Annotated in this window: 20 protein-coding genes; 12 read left to right on the top strand and 8 right to left on the bottom strand. The window is 72.5% G+C overall.

Annotation, left to right across the window (positions count from 1 at the left end; all coding sequences use genetic code 11):
• Positions 1-17: 17 nt before the first annotated feature.
• Complete coding sequence (locus ACFPM7_RS07850; protein WP_378245436.1) at positions 18-803, bottom strand: HAD-IIA family hydrolase; 786 nt, start codon at positions 801-803, stop codon at positions 18-20.
• 229 nt (positions 804-1032) lie between these two features.
• On the opposite strand from ACFPM7_RS07850, the gene moaA reads away from it, so the two are divergent.
• The 3 genes from moaA to ACFPM7_RS07835 all read left to right on the top strand — a co-directional run bounded on the left by moaA (position 1033) and on the right by ACFPM7_RS07835 (position 3473).
• Entirely contained in the window at positions 1033-2106 is a 1074-nt protein-coding gene (gene moaA / locus ACFPM7_RS07845) for a GTP 3',8-cyclase MoaA (RefSeq protein ID WP_378245434.1), read from the top strand.
• 22 nt (positions 2107-2128) lie between these two features.
• On the top strand, positions 2129-2380 hold the full coding sequence (locus tag ACFPM7_RS07840; protein WP_378246309.1) for a MoaD/ThiS family protein: 252 nt from the start codon (positions 2129-2131) through the stop codon (positions 2378-2380).
• Between the two features lie 445 nt (positions 2381-2825).
• On the top strand, positions 2826-3473 hold the full coding sequence (locus tag ACFPM7_RS07835) for a transglycosylase family protein (RefSeq protein WP_378245432.1): 648 nt from the start codon (positions 2826-2828) through the stop codon (positions 3471-3473).
• Between the two features lie 73 nt (positions 3474-3546).
• On the opposite strand, the gene ACFPM7_RS07830 is transcribed toward ACFPM7_RS07835, so the two are convergent.
• Positions 3547-5763, bottom strand: coding sequence for a helicase-associated domain-containing protein (locus ACFPM7_RS07830; protein ID WP_378245430.1), 2217 nt, complete (start codon positions 5761-5763; stop codon positions 3547-3549).
• A 62-nt stretch (positions 5764-5825) separates the two neighbouring features.
• Between ACFPM7_RS07830 and ACFPM7_RS07825 the strand changes: the two genes are divergently transcribed.
• The 5 genes from ACFPM7_RS07825 to ACFPM7_RS07805 all read left to right on the top strand — a co-directional run bounded on the left by ACFPM7_RS07825 (position 5826) and on the right by ACFPM7_RS07805 (position 11085).
• The gene (locus ACFPM7_RS07825) at positions 5826-6014 is read left to right on the top strand and encodes a hypothetical protein (protein WP_378245428.1); all 189 of its coding nucleotides are present in this window, start codon (positions 5826-5828) and stop codon (positions 6012-6014) included.
• A 41-nt stretch (positions 6015-6055) separates the two neighbouring features.
• Entirely contained in the window at positions 6056-7441 is a 1386-nt protein-coding gene (locus ACFPM7_RS07820) for an NAD-dependent malic enzyme (RefSeq protein WP_378245426.1), read from the top strand.
• Positions 7442-7457: 16 nt separating this feature from the next.
• Complete coding sequence (moaC, locus tag ACFPM7_RS07815) at positions 7458-7925, top strand: cyclic pyranopterin monophosphate synthase MoaC (protein ID WP_378245424.1); 468 nt, start codon at positions 7458-7460, stop codon at positions 7923-7925.
• A complete protein-coding gene (locus ACFPM7_RS07810; RefSeq protein WP_378245422.1) occupies positions 7922-8944 on the top strand; it encodes a molybdenum cofactor biosynthesis protein MoaE in 1023 nt (340 codons plus the stop codon). Before moaC ends, ACFPM7_RS07810 begins: the two co-directional genes overlap by 4 nt.
• Positions 8945-9066: 122 nt before the next feature.
• A complete protein-coding gene (locus tag ACFPM7_RS07805; RefSeq protein ID WP_378245420.1) occupies positions 9067-11085 on the top strand; it encodes a hypothetical protein in 2019 nt (672 codons plus the stop codon).
• Between the two features lie 215 nt (positions 11086-11300).
• On the opposite strand, the gene ACFPM7_RS07800 is transcribed toward ACFPM7_RS07805, so the two are convergent.
• The 4 genes from ACFPM7_RS07800 to ACFPM7_RS07785 are packed head-to-tail and all read right to left on the bottom strand — an operon-like array spanning position 11301 to position 16017.
• Positions 11301-11906 carry a GTP-binding protein gene (locus ACFPM7_RS07800; RefSeq protein ID WP_378245418.1) on the bottom strand — a complete coding sequence of 202 codons (606 nt, stop codon included), beginning with the start codon at positions 11904-11906 and terminating at the stop codon, positions 11301-11303.
• A complete protein-coding gene (locus ACFPM7_RS07795) occupies positions 11887-12555 on the bottom strand; it encodes a DUF742 domain-containing protein (protein WP_378245416.1) in 669 nt (222 codons plus the stop codon). Before ACFPM7_RS07795 ends, ACFPM7_RS07800 begins: the two co-directional genes overlap by 20 nt.
• Positions 12556-12565: 10 nt before the next feature.
• On the bottom strand, positions 12566-12988 hold the full coding sequence (locus ACFPM7_RS07790; protein ID WP_189208627.1) for a roadblock/LC7 domain-containing protein: 423 nt from the start codon (positions 12986-12988) through the stop codon (positions 12566-12568).
• A complete protein-coding gene (locus tag ACFPM7_RS07785; RefSeq protein WP_378245413.1) occupies positions 12985-16017 on the bottom strand; it encodes a sensor histidine kinase in 3033 nt (1010 codons plus the stop codon). Before ACFPM7_RS07785 ends, ACFPM7_RS07790 begins: the two co-directional genes overlap by 4 nt.
• 626 nt (positions 16018-16643) lie before the next feature.
• Between ACFPM7_RS07785 and ACFPM7_RS07780 the strand changes: the two genes are divergently transcribed.
• The 4 genes from ACFPM7_RS07780 to ACFPM7_RS07765 all read left to right on the top strand — a co-directional run bounded on the left by ACFPM7_RS07780 (position 16644) and on the right by ACFPM7_RS07765 (position 20067).
• A complete protein-coding gene (locus ACFPM7_RS07780; protein WP_378245411.1) occupies positions 16644-17672 on the top strand; it encodes an ABC transporter substrate-binding protein in 1029 nt (342 codons plus the stop codon).
• A gap of 61 nt (positions 17673-17733) precedes the next feature.
• Positions 17734-18495 (top strand): ABC transporter permease, encoded by a 762-nt coding sequence (locus ACFPM7_RS07775; protein WP_378245409.1) that lies wholly within the window; start codon positions 17734-17736, stop codon positions 18493-18495.
• The gene (locus ACFPM7_RS07770; RefSeq protein WP_378245407.1) at positions 18492-19289 is read left to right on the top strand and encodes an ABC transporter permease; all 798 of its coding nucleotides are present in this window, start codon (positions 18492-18494) and stop codon (positions 19287-19289) included. Before ACFPM7_RS07775 ends, ACFPM7_RS07770 begins: the two co-directional genes overlap by 4 nt.
• 1 nt (position 19290) lies before the next feature.
• Positions 19291-20067, top strand: coding sequence for an ABC transporter ATP-binding protein (locus ACFPM7_RS07765; protein WP_378245405.1), 777 nt, complete (start codon positions 19291-19293; stop codon positions 20065-20067).
• A 45-nt stretch (positions 20068-20112) separates the two neighbouring features.
• Here the strand turns inward: ACFPM7_RS07765 and ACFPM7_RS07760 are convergent, their stop codons facing one another.
• Both ACFPM7_RS07760 and ACFPM7_RS07755 read right to left on the bottom strand, forming a co-directional pair.
• Entirely contained in the window at positions 20113-20997 is an 885-nt protein-coding gene (locus tag ACFPM7_RS07760) for an LppU/SCO3897 family protein (protein WP_378245403.1), read from the bottom strand.
• A 111-nt stretch (positions 20998-21108) separates the two neighbouring features.
• A complete protein-coding gene (locus ACFPM7_RS07755; protein WP_378245401.1) occupies positions 21109-21696 on the bottom strand; it encodes an LppU/SCO3897 family protein in 588 nt (195 codons plus the stop codon).
• Between the last annotated feature and the right edge of the window lie 53 nt (positions 21697-21749).

Here is a 21749-nt window from a genome sequence, read left to right as displayed (position 1 = left end):
CCTAGGCGAGCGAACGCTCACGCGCCCTCGCCCAGCGGATCGTGGGACCGGCCGACCAGCTCGGCGACCGAGTCGATGACCCGGTTCGGCCGGTACGGGTACAGCTCGGCGGTGTCGCGGGTGGAGATGCCGGTGAGCACCAGGATGGTCTTGAGCCCGGCCTCCAGGCCGCTGCGCACGTCGGTGTCCATCCGGTCGCCGATCATGAGCGTGGTCTCCGAGTGCGCGCCGAGGGAGTTCAGCGCCGAGCGCATCATCAGCGGGTTGGGCTTGCCGACGAAGTACGGGGAGCGGCCGGTGGCGCGCTCGATCAGCGCGGCGACCGAGCCGGTGGCGGGCAGCGAGCCCTCGCGGCTCGGGCCGGTGGCGTCGGGGTTGGTGGCGATGAACCGCGCGCCCTCCTCGACCAGCCGGATGGCTCTGGTGATCGCGGTGAAGCTGTAGGTGCGGGTCTCGCCGAGCACGACGTAGTCGGGGTCGCGGTCGGTGAGGACGTAGCCGATCTCGTGCAGGGCGGTGGTCAGCCCGGCCTCGCCGATGACGAACGCCGAGCCGCCGGGGCGCTGCGTCTGCAGGAAGCGGGCGGTGGCCAGCGCGGAGGTCCAGATGGCCTCCTCGGGCACGTCGAGCCCGGTGCGCAGCAGGCGGGCGCGCAGGTCGCGCGGGGTATAGATGGAGTTGTTGGTGAGCACGCGGAACGGCGTGCCGCTCGCCGTGAGCTCGGCGACGAGCTGGTCCGCGCCCGGGATCAGGTGCTCCTCGTGCACGAGCACGCCGTCCATGTCCATCAGGTACGCCCACATGGTGCGCAGGCTACCGAGTACAGGTCCGCCCGGTGACCGCCGCGTGGAACCGGTTCCTGGCGAGCGCTCGCGGATCGGATACCAGATCCGGTGATGCGGACCTGTCACCCTCGGAAAGCCGCATCCGCGCCATAGTGGAGACCCCTGAACCGCAAACGCTTGCCATGCACTGCCGCCGAGCGGCCCACGACACACCCGACCGCTCTTTCCCCGGACTACGCTTCAAGGGGTGACCTCAGTCGACCTCGGACTCCCCGCCGTTCCCGGCCGGACGACGCCGGGGCGGGCGGACGCGGCGGACCGGCCGGACGCACCCGGGCTGGTGGACCGCTTCGGCCGGGTCGCCACCGACCTGCGGGTCTCGCTCACCGACCGGTGCAACCTGCGCTGCACGTACTGCATGCCCGCCGAGGGCCTGAACTGGATGCCCGGCGAGGAGATGCTCACCGACGCCGAGCTGCTGCGCCTGCTCGGCATCGCCGTGACCCGCCTCGGCGTCACCAACGTCCGGTTCACCGGCGGCGAGCCGAGCCTGCGCAAGGGCATCGGCGGCGTCATCGCCGCGACGGCGGCGATGGACCCGCGGCCGACGATCTCCATGACCACCAACGGGATCGGCCTCGCCCGCCGGGCGCAGGAGTTCGCCGCGGCGGGCCTGGACCGGGTCAACATCTCGCTGGACACCCTCGACCGCGACCGCTTCGCCGCCCTGACCCGCCGCGACCGCCTCGCCGACGTGCTGGCCGGGCTGGCCGCCGCCCGCGACGCCGGGATGACCCCGGTGAAGGTCAACGCCGTGCTGCTGCGCGGGGTCAACGACGACGAGGCCGTGCCGCTGCTGCGCCACTGCCTGGACAACGGCTACCACCTGCGCTTCATCGAGCAGATGCCGCTGGACCCCCAGCACGGCTGGGACCGGGCGAACATGGTCACCGCCGAGGAGATCCTGGGCCTGCTGGCCGAGGAGTTCTCCCTCAGCGAGAGCCCGCGCCCGCGCGGTGGCGCCCCCGCCGAGCGGTGGCTGGTCGACGGCGGGCCCGCCGAGGTCGGCGTGATCGCCTCGGTCACCCGCCCGTTCTGCGCCGACTGCGACCGCACCCGGCTGACCGCCGACGGCGCGCTGCGCTCGTGCCTGTTCAGCCAGCACGAGACCGACCTGCGCGGCCCGCTGCGCGCGGGCGCCTCCGACGAGGAGGTCGCCGAGCTGTGGCGCACGGCGATGTGGGGCAAGCTGGCGGGCCACCGGATCAACGAGGCGGGCTTCGCCCAGCCGATCCGGCCCATGAGCGCGATCGGCGGCTGAGGCGGTGACCCCGGTGGGTTCGGTGACGGTGCGGGTGCGGTATTTCGCGGGTGCGCGCGCGGCCGCGGGCGTCGCGGAAGAGGATGTGGCGCTGCCCGCGCCCGCGACGGTGGCCGAGGCCATCACCGCGCTCGGCGACCGGCACGGCCGGGCTCTGGAGAAGGTGCTCGCCGCCGCGAGCTTCCTGCTCAACTCCGTCGCCGTGCGCGACCGGGAGCACCCGCTCGGTGAGGGCGACGGCCTCGACGTCCTCCCGCCGTTCGCGGGAGGGTAGTCGCTGGATCGGCCCAGCGCTCGGCCGAGACGTGACCCAAACCTCACTTAGAGTGAATTATCTCGGGTAGGACACAGCCGCATCACGGCGCCCTTCAGAACGCTCCACCTGCGGGTTTAGCTGCGATCGACGCAAGTTGCCTGCCGTTACCGTGACCACGGACACATTCTCTTCGATTTCCGCAACCCCCGACGGTTACGTACCGTCGCTTCCGGTTGGTCCCCGAACCAGCCGAGCACCACCCGGGAGACCGTGGCGCCGAGCCCCTGTCCGGCGGCCTCCTGGGAACCAACCCCGAGCGAAAGCGAACTTCCGGGCAGGGAACGAGGGACCACGACGAGCGGGCCGCGACGGCCGCGAGGCGTGGCGGCCGGGACGGCGGTCCCGGACGGGTCACGAGTGCGGACCCGCCCGCCAGCACGGAGGCGCGGGAGGAGAGACGGCAATGGGTTATCAAGGTAAGCACCGCAAGTCGTCCGTCAAGCGCACCCTGGCCCGCGTCGTCGTGGCCGGTGTCGCCTTCGGCGCCCCGATGGCCTTGGCCGCGAGCCCCGCTTCCGCCGACAGCGTCAACTGGGACGCCATCGCCCAGTGCGAGAGCGGCGGCAACTGGGCCATCAACACCGGCAACGGCTACTACGGCGGCTTGCAGTTCCTGCCGAGCACCTGGCGCGCCAACGGCGGATCGGGTATGCCCCACCAGGCCTCTCGCGGCGAGCAGATCCGCGTGGCCGAGAACGTGCTGCGCACCCAGGGCATCGGCGCGTGGCCGTCGTGCGGCAAGCGCGGCGGTTCGGCGGCCCCGGTGCAGAAGAAGACCTACAGCCAGCCCCAGCAGCGGTCCACGGGTCAGCAGAGCCGGCAGACCCAGCAGGCGCCGCAGCAGCAGCGCAGCTACACCCCGGCCCCGGTGGCCGTCGTCGCCAAGAACCACCCCAAGGGCGACTACACGGTCAAGGCGGGCGACTCGCTGTCGAAGATCGCCGGTGAGCTGAAGGTCGAGGGCGGTTGGGCCGCCCTGCACGAGAAGAACAAGGACTACATCGGCGACCCGAACCTGATCCTGGTGGGTCAGAAGATCGCCACGAAGTAGTTCGCGCGCCCTTCGGGGCGGTGAAGCTCCGGACCCCACCCGCAGTCCCCCGGCGGGTGGGGTTCGGCCTTTCCTACTCCTCGACCAGCGCGACCGCGGCGATGCGGTGCAGCGGCAGGCGGTGCGTCTGCTCACCCGCCACCCCCTCCACCACCCCGGCGCCGACCCGCGTCGGGGTGATGACGTGCCTGGACGCCATGCCGTGCCCGTCCACCAGCGACACCACGACCCGCTGCCCGGAGCGCGCGGCCTCGGTCAGCACCGCGACCGTGCTCGCCGACGTGCCGCCCAGGCCCGCGCCCGGGGTGACCGCGCGCCCGTGCCGCGCGGACGCGGCCTGGTCGCCCAAGCGCATCAGGCGCACCAGCTCGGCCAGCGCCTCGGCGTCGACGGCGCGGGGCGCGGCGGGGCGCCGGGCCGCGCGCGGCGGCACCGCCACCCGCCGCCCGGCGGGCCGCAGGTCGACCACCTGGCCCTCGGTGTCCTCGGCGGCGGGGGCGAACCCGGCCGCCCGCAGCTCCTCCAGCACATCCAGCAGCGGGGCCTGGCTGACCACGACCGTCGGCGCGATGCGGCGCAGCCGCAGCGCGATCAGCAGCGGGTTGGCCAGGACCTCGGTGAGCAGCGCGGGGTCGTCGCAGCGCAGGAAGCAGGACGCCGCGCCGCCGCGCAGCCTGCCGTGGCGGCGGGCGACATCATCGATCAGGTAGCTCAGGCCCTGCGGGACCGGGGTGCGCGAGCGGGTGCGGAACAGCTCGTGCAGGTCCTCGGCGGTGCGCCCGGCGTCCAGCGCCCTGCGCAGCGAGGTCTCGGTGACCCGGTAGACCGACGCGCCGCCCGCGGACTCCAGCTCGGCGGCCTCGGCCACCCGCACGGCCAGGTCCGGCTCCAGCGGGCCGGGGGCGACGACGGTCAGGTCGGCCTGCACCAGGACGTGGTCGACGGGCTCGGGCATGGCCGCGGCCATCCGCTTGGCCGCGGCGGCGACGTCCTCGTCCAGCAGCGCCCGCCCCGGGTCGCTGAGCGCGCCCAGCGCCACGACCCCCAGCGCGGTCGCCTCGGCCACCGTCCAGCGCACCACGTCGTCGCGCAGCCGCCCGCCGCGGCGCGGGGCGCGCCAGGCCAGCACGGCGGCCAGCTCCTCGGCCGAGACGACCCCGGTGCCGGGCGGCAGCTCGGCCAGCGCCCGCAGCACCCTGGTGCGCTCCAGCGGCGCGGGCGGGCGGCGCAGGTCGTCCGACAGCGGGGCCAGCAGCTTGTCCTTGCCGTCCTTGCGGCCCGCCAGGCCCGGCAGCCTGGGCAGGTCGACCCAGCCCGCGGCGAGCGCGGCCCAGCGGTTGGCCTGGCCCGCGGTCAGCCACGAGTCGGCCAGCGTCGTCGGGGCCCACTCCGGCTCGGCCTCGCCGCTGTCGCCGACCAGGCCCGCCGCGGCGGCCAGCTCGACCAGCAGGGCGGCCCTGGCCTCGGTGACCTCGGCGGCCTTGGCCACCCTGCGGATCTCGCGCACCCCGAGCCCGCCCGCCTTGCGCACCGGCGCGGGCTCGGCCGACCACAGCCGCAGCAGCGCCTCGACGTGGCGGACGACCTCCAGCGCCTCGCCCGCCGCGGTCGCGTCGACCGAGGTGCGGGCCGCGGTGCGCAGCGGCGGCTCGGCCAGCGACGTGGGCGCCCCGCGCACGGCGACGGCCACCTGGCCGGGCATCACCACCGTCTCGTCGTCGCGGCGGACCAGCAGGCCCTTGGCCATCAGGCGCTGGATGGGCGTGATCGCGTCCTCGGCCGCCCCGGAGAAGGCCGCGTCCCTGGTGCGGCCGACGCCGGTCCCGGTGGCCAGCGCGCCGAGCACCTGGCGCTCCTCGGGGGCCAAGGCCGCCAGCAGGTCGGGCACCGACTCCGGGCGCGGCTCGGGCGTGGCGGGCGGCAGGTCGCCGATCTCGCGCGCCGCGGGCACCAGCGCGACCGGCGCGTCCGGCCCGTCGCGCCAGGCCAGCGCCAGGCCGCAGAGCACGCCGACGGCGTCATCGACCCGCTCGGGCGCCAGGCCGACGCCGAGCGCGGAGAGCGGGACCGGGCCCGCGTCGGCCCCGGCGACGAGGAGGGCGTCGAGAACGGCCAGCGTGGCGGTGTCCAGGCCGTCGGCCGCGCGCGCGACCGAGGCCCGGCTGGCCGCCCGCGCCGCGAGCACCGTGGTGTCCGCCGGGCGCGGCGTCGCCAGGTCCGGCCGGGCGCGCAGCAGCGCGACCACCCGGGACTCGTCCGCGGCGCGCAGCCACTCGGTGAGGGTGGACACGCTGACCACGGTATACGCACCTCCGGTAACCTCGGGTACTGCCGCTCAGCCGAGGAGGAACAGTGGGCAAGGCCGCCAAGTCCGACCGCATCGACCCCAGCTGGAAGGCCGACGACGACAACGGCGCCCACCCGGTGTCCGAGCTCGTCGCCGACCGCCAGGGCGCTCTGTCCCCCTACGGCGACGTCACGTTCCCGCTGGAGTCGGTGCCCTACGTGCACCCGAGCACCGAGATCAACCGGCAGAGGTAGGGTCGGCGGGCCGCACAGTCCACTTCGGAAGGCCCTCCGCCATGCCAGTTCCCGGCCCCGGTTACTCCATCACCATCCGCGTCGATGCCCCGCCGTCGGCGGGCGTGGCCGGGGACCTCACCAGCGCGGTCGGCCGCGCGGGCGGTGTCATCACCGCCTTCGACGTCGTCGACTCGCACACCGACAGCGTCGTCATCGACATCACCTGCAACGCGCTGTCGGCCGACCACGCCCGCGACATCACCGACGCCGTCGGGGCGCTCGACGGCGTGCACGTGCGCAAGGTCTCCGACCGCACGTTCCTGGTCCACCTCGGCGGCAAGATCGAGATCAGCGCCAAGGTCGCCCTGCGCAACCGCGACGACCTCTCCCGCGCCTACACCCCGGGCGTGGCCCGCATCTGCCAGGCCATCGCCGACAACCCCGAGGACGCGCGCCGCCTGACCATCAAGCGCAACACCGTGGCCGTCGTCACCGACGGCTCCGCGGTGCTGGGCCTGGGCAACATCGGCCCGGCCGCCGCGCTGCCGGTGATGGAGGGCAAGGCCGCGCTGTTCAAGAAGTTCGCGGGCGTCGACGCCTGGCCGGTGTGCCTGGACACCCAGGACACCGAGGAGATCATCCGCACCGTGGAGCTGATCGCCTGCGTCTACGGCGGCATCAACCTGGAGGACATCGCCGCGCCGCGCTGCTTCGAGATCGAGCGGCGGCTGCGCGAGAAGCTGGACATCCCGGTCTTCCACGACGACCAGCACGGCACCGCCATCGTCGTGGTCGCCGCGCTGCGCAACGCGCTGCGCGTGGTCGGCAAGTCCATGGCCGAGGCCAAGATCGTGGTGTGCGGGGTGGGCGCGGCCGGGTCGGCGATCATCCGGCTGCTGCTGCAGCGCTCCCCCGCCGACATCATCGCCGTCGACGTCGACGGCATCGTGCACGGCGGCCGCGGCGACACCGACGCCAACCTGCGGTGGGTGGCGTCCAACACCAACCGTGACGGCCGCACCGGCAGGCTGCACGACGCGCTCGTCGGCGCGGACGTCTTCATCGGCGTCTCCGCGCCCAACCTCTTCGGCGCCGAGCAGGTCGCCACCATGGCCGACAAGGCGATCGTGTTCGCCCTGGCCAACCCGGACCCGGAGATCGACCCGCTGGAGGCGCAGAAGCACGCCGCCGTGGTCGCCACCGGCCGCTCGGACTACCCGAACCAGATCAACAACGTGCTGGCCTTCCCCGGCGTCTTCCGCGGCCTGCTCGACGCCCAGGCCCACTCCATCACCGACGCGATGCTGCTGGCCGCCGCCGACGCCATCGCCGACGTGGTCGACGGCGACAAGCTCAACCCGTCGTTCATCGTCCCCTCGGTGTTCGACGCGGCGGTGGCGCCCGCGGTCGCCGAGGCCGTCCGCAAGGTCGCGGGATCGCAGTAGCCGTAGCATTTCGACCGTGGGTGAGCTGAGCCACGTCGACGAGTCCGGGGCAGCCCGGATGGTCGACGTCTCCGGGAAGGCGGTGACCGCGCGCGCGGCGGTCGCCACGGGCACCGTGCGCACGACGCCGGACGTGGTGGCGCTGCTGCGCCGCGACGGGCTGCCCAAGGGCGACGCCCTGGCCACCGCGCGCATAGCCGGGATCATGGCGGCGAAGAAGACCCCCGAACTGATCCCGCTGTGTCACCCGATCGCGCTGTCCGGGGTGAAGGTGGAGTTCGAACTCGGCGAGTCCGACGTCGTCATCACCGCGACGGTGCGCACCAACGACCGCACCGGCGTGGAGATGGAGGCGCTGACCGCGGTCGCCGTCTCCGGTCTCACCCTGCACGACATGATCAAGGCGGTGGACCCGCGCGCCGTGCTCGACGGCGTGCGGGTCGAGCACAAGCACGGCGGCAAGAGCGGGGAGTGGGACAGGTGAGCCGCACCGCGCGCGTGGTCACCGCGTCCAACCGGGCCGCCGCCGGGGTCTACGAGGACACCACCGGGCCGCTGATCGTGGCGTGGCTGCGCGGGCGCGGCTACGCGGTGCCCGACGCCGACGTCGTCCCCGACGGCGACCCGGTGGGGGCGGCGCTACGCGCGGCCGTGGGCGCTGGGGTGGACGTGGTGGTGACCACCGGCGGCACCGGCGTCACCCCGACCGACCGCACCCCCGAGGCCACCCGCGCGGTCCTGGACTACGAGATCCCCGGCCTGGCCGACGCGATCCGCGCCGCGGGCCTGCCGAAAGTCCCCACCGCGGTCCTGTCCCGCGGCCTAGCGGGCGTGGCGGGCCGCACGCTGGTGGTGAACCTGCCCGGCTCCCGCGGCGGGGTGAAGGACGGCATCGGCGTGCTCGACGGCGTCCTCGACCACGCCGTCGACCAGCTGCGCGGCGGCGACCACCCGAGGCCCGCCGCTGTACCCGACGAGCGGCCCGCCGCTGTACCCGACGAGCGGCCCGCCGCTGTACCCGACGAGCGGCCCGCCGCTGGTTCCGATGAGCGGCTCGCCGCTGGTGCCGATGAGCCGCGGGCTTTGGTCTTGCGCGCGGACGTCACCGACGCGCCCATCGAGGTCGCCGCGCACGCGGAGCTGGTGGAGCACGCCTCGGCGGGCGCCGTGGTCACCTTCGCCGGGGTGGTGCGCGACCACGACGGCGGGCGCGGGGTCACCGCGCTGGACTACGAGGGCCACCCGAGCGCTCAGGAGGTCATCGCCGCCGTCGCCGCCGACATCGCCGCCCGCCACCGCGGCCTGCGGGCCCTGGCGGTCTCGCACCGCGTCGGCCCGCTGTCCATCGGCGACACCGCCCTGGCCTGCGCCGTCTCCGCCGACCACCGCGGCGCCGCGTTCGCCGCCTGCGCCGACCTGGTCGACGAGGTCAAGGCCCGGCTGCCGATCTGGAAGCACCAGCGCTTCACCGACGGCACCGACGAATGGGTCAACTGCCCCTGATAACGCGCCCTTCCGCGCACCCCTTCGGGCGGTGCGCCGCCACCGCGGCGCGCGCATGCTTGGCCGACTGTGGCGGGGCCTGACGTCGGGGGTGGGTCCCCTGAGACGGAAGGCGCGGGGCGATGGCGGGAGACACCGGTTTATCCGAGCGGGCTGTGGTGGGGGCGCGGGAGCTGCCCAGCGCGGTGGTGGCGCACGAGTACGGACCCAGGGTGGTGGTCGGGGCGTTCCCCGCGGGCGCGACGCCGCCCGCCGCCGAGCACGCCGACGACCTGGACGAGACCGGAGCGCTAGGCCTGGCCGCCTTCGCGCTGCGCTCCTCCGATGAGTACGCCGAGGCGAAGGCGAACCGCCCGCTGGACGGCGCCGACTGGGGCGACGCCGACGCCCCCGACCACTTCGACGGCGACCCCGGCGATCCCGACGCCCCGGGCCCCGAGGACGCCGGGGCCGCGCTGAGCGCCCGGCTGACCGGCCGCGTCGCCGTCGGCGTGGTGATCGTGGAGGGGCCGACCGCCGACCTGCGGTTCAGCCAGGACGAGCGCACCAAGGTCGTCGCCGAGGTGCAGAACGGCCTGAGCTGGCTGGGCGCGCAGAGCTCCCCCGGCGGCGTGACCTGGGTACACAGCATCCGCGTGGTGACCCTGGCGGTGACCCCCGACCCGAACGCCACCGACGCGGAGAAGGAACCGCTGTGGCGCGACCCGGCGATGGCCGCCCTCGGCTTCGGCGCGGGCCTGGCGGGCGTGAGCGCCTACGCGGAGTCCCTGCGCACCGGGCTGAGCACGGACTGGGCGTACGTGGCGTTCTTCACCAAGTACCCGCTCAAGCACTTCGGCTACGCCTCCATCGGCGGTCCCCGCCTGGTGATGGCCTACGCCAACAACGGCTGGGGCCCGGACAACATCGACCGCGTCTTCGCCCACGAGACCGGCCACATCTTCGGCGCGCCCGACGAGTACGCCTCCTCCGGCTGCACCTGCGGCGGCTCCTGGGGCTTCTTCGGCAAACCGAACGCCAACTGCGACAACTGCGCCACCGGCCCAGTGCCCTGCATCATGAAGCAGAACAGCTGGGAGATGTGCGACCACACCCCGTACCACCTGGGCTTCCCCCAGGGCCAGCGCTACTCGGGCGTCTTCACCGCGGGCACCGGCGGCTACGGCCTGTGGGTGAACGCGGACTGGAACGCGTTCGTGGCCAAGTGGCAGCAGTGGAGCGCGGCGGGCCTGCGGCTCGACGAACTGGAGGTCAGCAGACCGGGCGGCCAGCTGCGCTACTCCGGGGTGTTCACCGCGGGGACGGGCGGCTACGGGCTGTGGGCGCTCACGGACTGGAACAGCTTCGTCGGCAAGTGGCAGGAGTGGTCGGGCCAGGGCCTGCGCCTGGTGGACCTGGACATCACCGACGTGGGCGGCCAAGCCAGGTACTCGGGGGTGTACCGGGCCGGCTCGGGCGGGTACGGGCTGTGGGTGAACGCCGACTGGAACAGCTTCGTGGCCAAATGGCAGGAGTGGAGCGCCGCCGGGCTGCGACTGGACGACCTGACGATCACGACCTTCGGTGGCCAGGTGCGCTACTCCGGGGTGTTCAACGCCGGAGCCGGGGGCTACGGGCTGTGGGTGAACGCGACCTGGGAGAGCTTCGTGGCCAAGTGGCAGGAGTGGTCGGGGCAGGGGCTGCGGCTCGTGGACCTGGACATCGCGGAGATCGGCGGACAGCGGCGGTACTCGGGGGTGTTCCGGGCCGGGGCGGGCGGGTACGGGCTGTGGGTGAACTCGGACTGGTCGAGCTTCCTGGAGAAGTGGCAGCAGTGGAGCGGAAACGGGCTACGGCTGGTCGACTTCGACGTGACACTGACGGGGATCGAGGCGTTCGCGGAGGCCGCTGGGTCTGTTGTGGACGGAGAGGGCGGGGTGGAGGTGCTTGACCTCATACCGGAGGGGATGGGGTTCAGTTCGCTGGCGCCGGAGATCGCTCTGGTGAGCGAGGCTTACAACGGGTCTGATGATGGGTCCGGGGAGGTTTCGGTGGGGAGCGGGTTCTTCTCGGAGGGCGTGGTTTCCGGCATGGGCGAGAGCGTGCTCAACGGGACGCCCGGGCCGGTTGAGGCGGGATTGGGGGCCAGGTCGGCGGATTGACCCCACCTTGCCCACCTTCCTCCCTGCCCTCACTGCCCAGGCCCACTCAACCGACCACCCTCCACACGCGACACGACCAGAGAAGTGCCGATGGGTGAAGTGGGGAGGGTGGTCGGCAGCCTGGCCCGGAAGTCGGCTGACCACGGTGGCGGCCGGAACCAGCGAGGCCGCCCCCCACACAGGGGAGGCGGCCTCGGAAGCTGGGCGGGAAGAGGTCAGCCCGCGCGGGACATGCGCTGCTGCATGGCGTGCTCGACCAAGGTGATGAGGACTTCCTTGGTGGATTCGCGGTCCCTGGCGTCCGTAGTCACTATCGGGACGCTCTTGTCGATCGTGAGGGCTTCGCGGACGTCGTCGATGCGGTGGTGCAGGACGCGGTCGAAGCAGTTCAGGGCGATGATGTAGGGCAGGCCTCGGTCCTCGAAGAAGTCGATCGAGGCGAAGGCGTCGGCCAGGCGGCGGGTGTCGACCAGGACGACGGCGCCGATGGCGCCGCGGACGAGGTCGTCCCACATGAACCAGAAGCGGTGCTGGCCGGGGGTGCCGAACAGGTAGAGGATCAGGTCGGAGTCCAGGGACACGCGACCGAAGTCCATGGCGACGGTCGTGGTCACCTTGTTCGGGGTCGACGAGAGGTCGTCGACGTCCACGCTGGCCTCGGTCATGACGGCCTCGGTGGTCAGCGGGACGATCTCGGAGACCGACCCGACCAGCGTCGTCTTGCCCACGCCGAACCCGCCGGCGACCACGATCTTGGCCGAGGTGGTGGGCTGCGGCGCCGCGCCGCGCGCGCTGAGGGGACTAGAGCCTGCGGAGCCCACTGAGCACCCTTTCCATGAATTCGATCGAAGGCCGGTCACCGACGACCATGCCGCTCTGGTGGATGGAGACCAAGCCGAGTCCGGCCATGTCGCCGATGAGCACCTTGGCGACGCCGAGCGGCAGCCGCAGGTGCGCGGCGACCTCGGCGACCGAGCGCGTATCCAAGCACAGGCCGCAGATGGTGCGGTGCTCGGCGCGCACGTTCGGGTCGGGCATGCGGCCGCGGTCGCTGGTGGAGACCAGGGCCTCGATGGCCAGGTCGTAGTCCGAGCGGGTGCGGCCACCGGTCTTGGTGTACGGGCGGACCAGCGAGCCGGTCTCGTGCGGCGCCGGTTCCTCCGGGTCGGGCAGCGGGTCCGGCTCGATGGCCGGGATCTCCTTGGAGTCCCAGTCCGACTGGGCCGGGATGCCGGAATCGCCGTACAGGGTCGCTCCCGGACCACCGAACAGCCTGGCTTGGAATCCGTTGATGTCGAACCTGTTCGGTGGCTCGCCGTGCTCCGGCAAGTCCTCCCAGCCGCGCTCCGACATCTCGGTCCTCCGCTCGTCCGGGCTGGGGTGGTCCGGTCCGGTCTCGGCGTCGAACAGGTCCCGGTACGGGTAGTCCTCCTCGGCGCGCCTGCCGGCGGCCCTACGACCCGTGGTCATCGACCGCCCCTTACCTGCGCTGGGTGCCCTGTAGCTGCGCGCGCAGCTCCGGCGTCATCTGCTGGCCGACCCGCTCGACGAGCAAGGTCATCTCGTAGGCGACCAGCCCGATGTCGCAGTTCGGAGCGGCGAGCACGGCCAGACAGGAGCCGTCGGAGATGGACATCAGGAACAGGTAGCCCCTGTCCATCTCCACCACGGTCTGGTTGACCCCGCCCGCCTCGAAGCAGCGCGCCGCGCCCTGGGTGAGGCTGACCAGGCCGGAGGCCACGGCCGAGAGCTGCTCGGCGCGGTCCCTGGGCAGGCCTTGCGAGCTGGCGAGCAGCAGGCCGTCCGCCGACACCACGACGGCGTGCGCGACGCCTGGCACCTGGCGGACAAAATCGGTGATGAGCCACCCGAAACTGCCGGGCTGCTGTGCGGACGCGGTCACTCCTGCTCCTCGTCTCGGCGGCTCTCGTCGGAACCGTTCTGGTCACCAGCGTAAGCGTCGATGAGCGCGTGTCGACCTCGGCGCACCCCCTGCTGGAAGCTGGACATGCGGCCGCGAATCGCGTCTGCGGTGCGCGGGGGCAGCGGGGGCAGCAGCGGCTCGGCCGTGCCGCCTTCCTGCTGCGTCTCTCGGGGCGCTGCCGACCCGGGAACCAGGTGCTGCTTGGGGACGCGCTTGGGCAGGCCCGCCGTGGTGCTGGCGGTCTCCGGCGGCGAGTCCAGCAGGGCGCGGGCGCGCTGCCAGCCGTCGTCGCCGGGGGAGGTCCACGCCGCGGCGCGGGTCTCCTCGGGCTCCTCGGCGGGCTCGGTCGCCGCGGGTGCGGCTTCCTCGGCGGGGATCGGGGGCTCGCCGGGGCCGTCCTGGCCGCCGTTCTCGCCTGCCTCGAACCACTGCGACAGGACGGCCTCGTAGATCGGCAGCCGCTCGGTCGGGGCGTCCACGACCTGGTCGGGCGGCCGGATGAAGGCCGTCGCGGTGCCGTTGGACCCGGACGCGGGCGCCGAGTCGGCCGGGGTGTCCATCGGGGCGCCGAAGAGCAGGTGGGCGTCCTCGTTGTCGACGAGGTGGCCGTTGAGCCGGGCGCGGATCTCCTCGGGCGAGGCGGGCGGGCCCCAGCCCCCGGTGTCCTCCGGGTCGTCGTTGACGGTGAACGGCGGGAACCCCGCGACCTCGTCGGCGTGCCGGTCGACCTGGGACTCGCTGAGGAAGCCGCCCTCCGTGCGCACCCTGGGCACACCGCCGGTGAAGGCGCCCGCGATGCCGCTGGCCTTGGCCGCGGTCTCGCCCACCTCGCCCGGCCGCTGCGGCAGCGGGAAGCCGCCGGACGGGGTGGCGGGCGCGATCGGCGAGGACAGCGACAGGCTCGACAGCGACTGCCCCGACAGCGAGGACTCCGACGGCGAGGCCGCCGACAGCGACGCCGAGGTCGCGGAGGTGGCCGACGGCAGCGGTGACATCGACGACATCGACGACAGGGAGGTCATCGTCGGGTGCTGGCCCGCGGTCGGGCTGCTGTAGACCAGGGCGGCGGGGACGGTGATCCGGGCGATGAGGCCGCCCTCGATGTCCTCGTTCTCCCGGAGCCTGACCTTGATGTCGTGCCGCTTGGCCAGCCGCGCGACCACGTACAGGCCCATGCGCCTGGTCACGGCGACGTCGAGGTCCGGCGGGTCGGCCAGGCGGGTGTTGGCCGCGTCGATCTCCTCGGCGGTCATGCCGACGCCGGAGTCGGTGATCTGCACGGCCAGCTCCCGCTTGCGGGTCACCGCCATGCGGACGTAGACCTTCTTGTCCGGCTCGGAGAACGACGTGGCGTTGTCCAGCAGCTCGGCGATGAGGTGCACGAGGTCGGAGACCGCGCGGCCCTGGACGGAGATCTCGGGGGCGGAGAGCACCTCGATGCGGGCGTACTGCTCGACCTCGGAGACCGCGGCGCCGACGACCTCGGAGGCCGGGACCGGGCGCGAGAGCTGGCGGGAGAGGCCGGAGCCGGAGAGCACCAGCAGCGACTCGGAGTTGCGCCGCATGCGGGTCGCGAGGTGGTCGAGCTCGAACAGCGAGGCCAGCTGGTCGGGGTCCTGCTCGTCCTGCTCCAGCCGGTCGATGAGGGCGAGCTGGCGCTCGACCAGGGTCTGCGACCGGCGGGACAGGTTGACGAAGATGCTGTTGATGTTGTCGCGCAGCAGCGCCTGCTCGGTCGCCATGCGGACCGCCTGGTCGTGCACCGCGTCGAAGGAGCGGGCCAGCTGGCCGGTCTCCTCCCTGGTGAACACCGGCACCGGCTCCACCGCGTTCTTCGCGGCCTCGACGGGGTCGGGGTCGGCGAGGATGCGCTGCACCGTCTCCGGCAGCCGCCGGTTGGCCACGTCCAGGGCGTCGCGGCGCAGCACGCGCAGCGGCACCAGCAGCGAGCGGGCGACGACGAAGGTGACGACCATGGCGGCCAGCACGGCCAGCAGCACGATGATCGCATCGCGCCAGGCGTTGGCCAGGGCGTCGTCGGCGGCCTCCAGCGCGGACTCGCGCAGCCGGTCGAGCAGGGCGATCTCGACCTTGCGCAGGGCCTCGCTGGCCGCGCGGGCGGCGGCGTTGAAGTCGTTGCGGTCGATGCCCAGGCTCAGACCGCGCTCGGAGCGGCTGATCGCGGTCAGCTTGAGCCGCTCGCGGGAGTCGATCTCGGCGCCGGTGAAGGTGTCGGCGAAGAACTGCGCCTCGGCGGGCTGGGCGTTGGCCCGGAAGTTGGCGACCGAGGCGGCGAAGCTGGCGTCCGCGGCACGGGTCAGGTCCAGGAAGCCGGGCGGGAACGCGTTGCGCTCGATGGCGATGGTCAGCGCGGCGTTGCCCTGGCCGAGGAACTCCTTGGCCTCGACGATGGCCAGCGAGGCCGCGCCGAGACGCGACAGCTCGGGCTGCACCAGCGACGAGGTGAACTCCACGCCCGCGGAGAGCACCGTCTCCAGGAGGCTGGTGTAGGAGCGGTAGACACCGACGTCGGGGTAGTCGCTGTTGACCGCGGCCTCGCGCACCGAGGCGATGGCGCCGAGGCGGTCGCGCAGCCGGACCAGCAGGTCGCCGCGCTCGGTGGAGACGTTCTCCACGGCCTGCTGGAGCCTGCCCAGGCTGGCGTTGGTCCGCTGGATCTGGCCCTGCATGGGGCCGGTGTCGCCGGTGCGGCCGCCCGCGACGAAGGCGACGACGAGGTTGCGCTCGTTCTGCAGGTCGTGCACGAGGGCGACGACGTCGAGCGTGGCGGTGACGCTGGTCGCGGCGTCGTCGAAGGTCTGCGCGCGGTCGAGCTCGTTGGTGGCGCGGAGCACACCGAGCGCGATGGCGGCCATGACGGGGATCAGCAGAACCGCGATCAGCTTGGTCCGCAGCCGCCAGTTGCGCAGCTTCCAGCGCGAACCGCCCTCGACGGTCCTGCGGGCAGGCGAGCGGGGCGCGGGCGCGCTCGTCTCTATCTCGGACACGGCGACACCGTCTTTCCCTCGGCCTGCGTCGACCCCACCGGGGTGGTCGGGCACTGCATGCGCACTCCCTGCATCTGAGCCGTGCCCGTTAGTCGGTGTTCAGCTCTAACCGGTCAATCCACGCGGACGCCCCCGGCGCTCCATGATGCAGCACGCCGCCGGCCCCCTCGGGACCGCCGTGGTCTGCGCGCATCACGACCGCTCCTACCGCTGCAGGGCGGGCGCGCTCCCAGCGCGCACCCACACTGTGGACACAGAAGGTAGCGAAGTCTAGGCCACGATGTAACCCTTCCAGGGCATCATCACAGGCCGTATCAGGTAGTTAGCCTCTGCAAGTTTCTCTGTCAGTGATCCATTTACCGGAATTCCGACGTCATCCTTCACTCCAATGGCGGCATTGTGAACGGCCGTTCACTGAACCGGTCACGGACGGTAAACCCCAGGTCAGCAGCGCCCGGTAATTGCGCCAAGTGGGCCAACGACATCCACTGATTCAGTGAGAGAGTTCACCGCGTGGAGAGCCCTGCGCACTCATTGTGACTGTGGTGCTAAGTCTCTAGAGTGCATGCTGGTGCCAGGGGGGCCCACAACCTCGACAATTGCCAACCTCCTACGAGGAGAGCTTCATGCTCCGAAGCGTTACCAGGCGGACTGCCCGCGTCCGCCTGCCGATCGCCGGCCTCGCCGTCGCGCTGGCCGCGACCCTGACCGGCTGCGGTCTGCTCGGCGGAGACGACGAAGGTGCCGCCCCCGCTTCCGGGGCGGGCGGCCTGGAGAAGACCAAGATCAAGGTCGGCACCATCCCCGTCGTCGACGTCGCGCCGCTGCACTACGCGATCGAGCGGGGGTACTTCAAGGAGGAAGGCCTCGAGGTCGAGACGGTCGTCCAGCCCAACGGGCAGGCGGCGGTCGCAGGCATCATGAACGGCAGCCTGGACATCACCTTCTCCACCTACGCGGCGACGTTCACCGCGCAGAGCCAGGGCGTGGCCGACTTCAAGATCGTGGCCGACGGGCTCTCGGCCAAGGCCAACCACCTGATGGTCGTGGCCACGCCGAACTCCCCGGTCAAGAAGGCCACCGACCTGCCCGGCAAGAAGATCGCCATCACGGCGAAGAACACCTTCACCGACCTCGCCCCGATGGCCGTGATGAAGGTCCAGGGCATCGACTACAACGAGATCGACTGGATCCCCATGGCGCTGCCGGACATGCTCGGCGCCATGACCAAGGGCGACGTCGACGCCGCCGTGGTCGTTGAGCCGTTCGTCACCATGGCCATGAAGGAAGCGGGCGCCGTCCCGGTGCTGGACGCAGCCTCCGGCCCGACCGCCGAGCTGCCCATGTCGGGCTACATCGCCGTCGGCGGCGCGGGCAAGTTCGCCTCCTCCTCGCCCAACACCATCGCCGCGTTCCAGCGCGCGATGGCCAAGGCGCACTCGGAGTCCAGCGACCGCACCAAGATGGAGCCGATGTTCGTCAAGTACGCGCGGCTGGACGAGAACACCGCGAAGCTGGTGACCATCTCGACCTACTCCACGCGGCTTGAGGCCAACCGCATCCAGCGCACGGCCAACCTGCTGCACGAGTTCGGCGCGATCCAGGCACCGCTCGACGTCGCCCCGATGATCGTCAGCTCCCCGGCGACCGGCTGATTCAGGAGGTGGGCCCCGGGGCGTCGCCCCGGGGCCACGCGCAGTGAAACACCTTCTCCGCTTGGTCCCGCCGGGGCTGGTCGGGGTGGTGGGCCTGTTCGCCGTGTGGGAGCTGGCCAGCCGCACCGACCTCGTTCCGAGCAACTACCTCGTCCCGCCCAGCGTCGTCCTGCCCACCATGGTCGGGCTCCTCGGCGACGCCGAGTTCCTCCGGGCCCTCATCGCCACCACGCTGGCCACGCTCATCGCCGTCGTCATCGCGGTCTGCGTCGCCGTGCCCGCCGGGCTGCTGCTGGGCAGCGTCTCGGCCGTGCGCAGGGCCGCCATGACCCTGGTGGAGTTCCTGCGGCCGATCCCGTCGGTCGCGCTGATCCCGCTGGCCGCGATGACCTTCGGCACCGGGCCCGACACCAAGATCATCCTGGCGGTCTACGCCGCCGTCTGGCCGATCCTGTTCAACACCATCTACGCCCTCGACGAGCTGGACCCCCTGCACGTCGACACCGCGCGCGCCTTCGGCACCAGCCGGGTGGGCGTGCTCGGCCGGGTGGCGCTGCCCAGTGCGGCGCCGTTCGTGCTGACCGGCGTGCGGCTCTCCACCGCCATGGCCCTGGCCGTGGTGATCAGCGCCGAGCTGTTCGCGGGCGGGTCGCTGGGCATCGGCCAGTTCATCATGCTGGCGGGCAGCGGCGGGGCCTACATGGACCAGGTGCTGGCCGCCACCGTGCTCGCCGGCCTGATCGGCTACGCGGCCAACGCGGGCCTGGAGCGGCTGCACCGTCGGCTGTTCTTCTGGACCGCGCCGAAGGAGGCGGACCGATGAGCGCCCGCGCGCGGACCTGGCTCACCGGCGTGACGCAGCGCTGGGCGGTGTTCCTCGTCGCGGTCGCGGCCTGGGAGCTGGCCACCCGACTGGCTGAAGACGTGTTCTTCCCGCCGCCGACGACCATCGTGCCGACGATGCTGGAGCTGTGGTTCTCCTCGGCCTTCGGCGACCACATGGTCCCCGGTGTCGGGCGCATGCTGCTCGGCTGGGCGCTGGCGGGCGTGGCGGGCGTCGCGCTCGGCATCCTGCTCGGCCGTTCGGCGCGGGCCATGTCCTATCTCGGCCCGCTGTTCAACTTCCTGCGGTCGGTGCCCCCGCCGCTGCTGGTACCGTTCTTCGTCGCCTCCGTCGGGGTGACGAACATGCAGCTGCCGACGATCATCTTCGGCGCGCTGTGGCCGGTGCTGCTCAACACCGTCGACGGCGCCCGCGGCGTCGACGCGACCAAAGTGGCGACCGCCGAGGTCTTCCGGCTCACCCCGGTGCAGTGGACGTTGGGCGTCGTTCTGCCCGCCGCGCTGCCCAAGGTGTTCGCCGGACTGCGGCTGAGCCTGTCCATCGCGGTGATCGTCATGGTCATCTCGGAGCTGGTCGGCTCGGTCAACGGCATCGGCTACCTGCTGGTGCTGGCGCAACAGAGCTACGCCATCCCGGAGATGTGGGCGTGGATCATCACCCTCGGCGTCCTCGGGCACCTGTTCAACTCGCTGCTGCTCATCGCCGAACGCCGGGCGCTGGCGTGGCAGCCCCGGCACTCCCTCGAAGCCCAGACCCTGGCGACTGGAGGATGACGTGAGCCCCATGCTTGAGGTCACCGGCCTCGGACACACCTATCAGGGCAAGGACGGCGCGCACACCGCGATCTCCGGCCTGTCCTTCACCGTCGCCGAGCGCGAGCTGCTGTGCGTGGTCGGCCCGTCCGGCTGCGGCAAGTCGACGCTGCTGCGCACCATCTCGGGGCTGATCCGGCCCACCGAGGGCAGCGTCAGCCTGCACGGCACCCCGGTCGACGGCGTTCCCTCGGACCTGGCGGTGGTGTTCCAGGACTACAGCCGCTCGCTGTTCCCCTGGCTGAGCGTGCAGCGCAACGTCGAGTTCCCGCTGCACGACCTGCCCAAGGCCAAGCGGCGCGAGCGCGCCGACGAGGCGCTGGCCGCCGTGGGCCTCTCGGCGGCGGCCCGCAAGCACCCGTGGCAGCTCTCCGGCGGCATGCAGCAGCGCGTCGCCATCGCCAGGGCGCTGGCCTACCGGCCCGCGCTGCTGCTGATGGACGAGCCGTTCGCCTCCGTCGACGCGCAGACGCGCTTCGAGCTGGAGGACCTGCTGCTCAAGGTCCGCCGCGAGCAGCAGACCACCGTGCTGCTGGTCACCCACGACATCGACGAGAGCGTGTACCTCGGCGACCGGGTGCTGGTGCTGTCCAAGTCCCCGGCCACCGCGGTCGCCTCGCTGGAGGTGCCGCTGGGCGCCGAGCGCGAGCAGATCGCGACCCGCGCCTCGGAGGAGTTCGTGGAGCTGCGGGCCAAGGTCGCGGGCCTGCTGCAGAGCAGGGAGCCGGTCCAGGCATAGCGAAGGGGTGGGGAAGCGCGCTTCCCCACCCCTGTCCGCCCGGTCTCAGACCGTCTTGGCGCAGATGATCATCGCGGGCTCGCTGTAGCCCATCGCCGCGGTCGCGCCCTCAACGCCCTGGCACTCGTTCGGGTCGGTCTTGCCCGCCATGACGTCGAGGATCTCGACCTCGACGCCGCTGTCGTCGCACGCCACCTTCCTGGCTTTGTCCGCAGCGTCGGGCTGCGACAGGCAGTCGCCCTTGGCGACGTTGTAGACCAGGCAGAGCGTGAAGTCGGTGCCGCTGCCGGACTGCATGTAGCTGACGTAGTCGCCGTCCGGGCACGTCGCCGAGGCGCTGTCCAGCTTCTTGCCGACCTTGAAGACCGCCTCGGGGCCCGCGCAGTCGATCTTCTCGACGTCGGCGTCGTTCTCCTCGGCCTTGTTGACCTTGATGCAGTCCCCGGCCTCGGCGCTGGCGGGCGAGATGTTGAAGAAGTAGAAGCCGACGCCGCCGACCACGAGCAGCGCCACGATCACCGCGATCGCGCGGACCTTGACGTTCGACTTCTTCTGCGGCACGCCCTCCGGCGCAGCGGCCGGGAAGGGCTGCCCCTGCTGGCCGTAGGGCTGCTCACCCTGGGGCTGCCCGCCGTAGGGCTGGCCCTGCGGCGGCGGACCACCGTAGGGCTGGCCCTGCTGGCCGTAGGGCTGCCCCTGCGGCGGGGTGCCGGGGAACGGCTGGCCCTGGGGCTGGCCCTGCGGCGGGGTGCCCGGGTACGGCTGGCCCTGCGGCGGCGTGCCGGGGAACGGCTGGCCCTGCGGCGGGGTGCCGGGGAACGGCTGGCCCTGGGGCTGGCCGTGCGGCGGCGTGCCGGGGTGGGGCTGCCCGTGCGGCGGCTGCTGGCCGTAGGGCGGCTGCTGGCCGTAAGGCGGCTGGGGGTTGGACATCTGCGGCAACTCTCTGTGGGGGCCCTCAAATCGCTCACCGCCTCGCGGCGGCGCTGCAATCTAACCCGCGCTTGACCCGTGCGTCGGCTGTTCGGACCGATAGGCGCGTCGTCACTCCGCGCTGGGTGTCTCGATGCAGAAGACGACCGGCGGGTCGGGGTAGCCCAGCCCGCTGCCGTCCGGGCAGCCCGACGGGTCGGTGGTGCCCTCGATCACCTCGGAGATCCGGATGGCGACCTCGTCGGCGCAGTCGCCCGCCTTGAAGCCCGCGTTGGGGTCGTCGGGCACGTAGCAGGTGCCCGCGACGAAGTTCGGCATCAGGCACAGCAGCTCCGAGTCGGTGCGCACCTCGCGGTAGGCGCCCTCCGGGCAGCCCGCGTCCTCAAGGTCGAGGGCGGAGGCCAGCTTGAAGCCCGCCGTCGGGGCAGCGCAGTCGACGACCTCGGTCTTGGCCGCGTCGTCGACGCCGGTCACCGCGACGCACTCGCCGGAGGCGCTGCTCGCGCCCGGGGCCACGGCCTTGTAGATCGCGAACCCGCCCGCGCCGAGCAGCACGGCGACGACCGCGACGAGCGCCCACAGCGGCAGGCCGACCACCTTGCGCGTCCAGGTCCCGGCCGCGCCGTCGGCCCGCACCGCCGCCGGGGTCTCCTCCGGCGCGTCCGCCCCGGTGTCGGCCCGCTTGTCCTGCTCGCTCATTGGTCGCCTCCGGTGGCTGATCGGGGGTGCGCCGGGAGTGGGGTGGCGCGGCC

Source organism: Actinokineospora guangxiensis, assembly GCF_042657845.1.
Taxonomy (GTDB): Bacteria; Actinomycetota; Actinomycetes; order Mycobacteriales; family Pseudonocardiaceae; genus Actinokineospora; species Actinokineospora guangxiensis.
The sequence above is the reverse complement of the archived record's forward strand: the minus strand, read 5'-3'. Positions and strand labels throughout refer to the sequence as shown.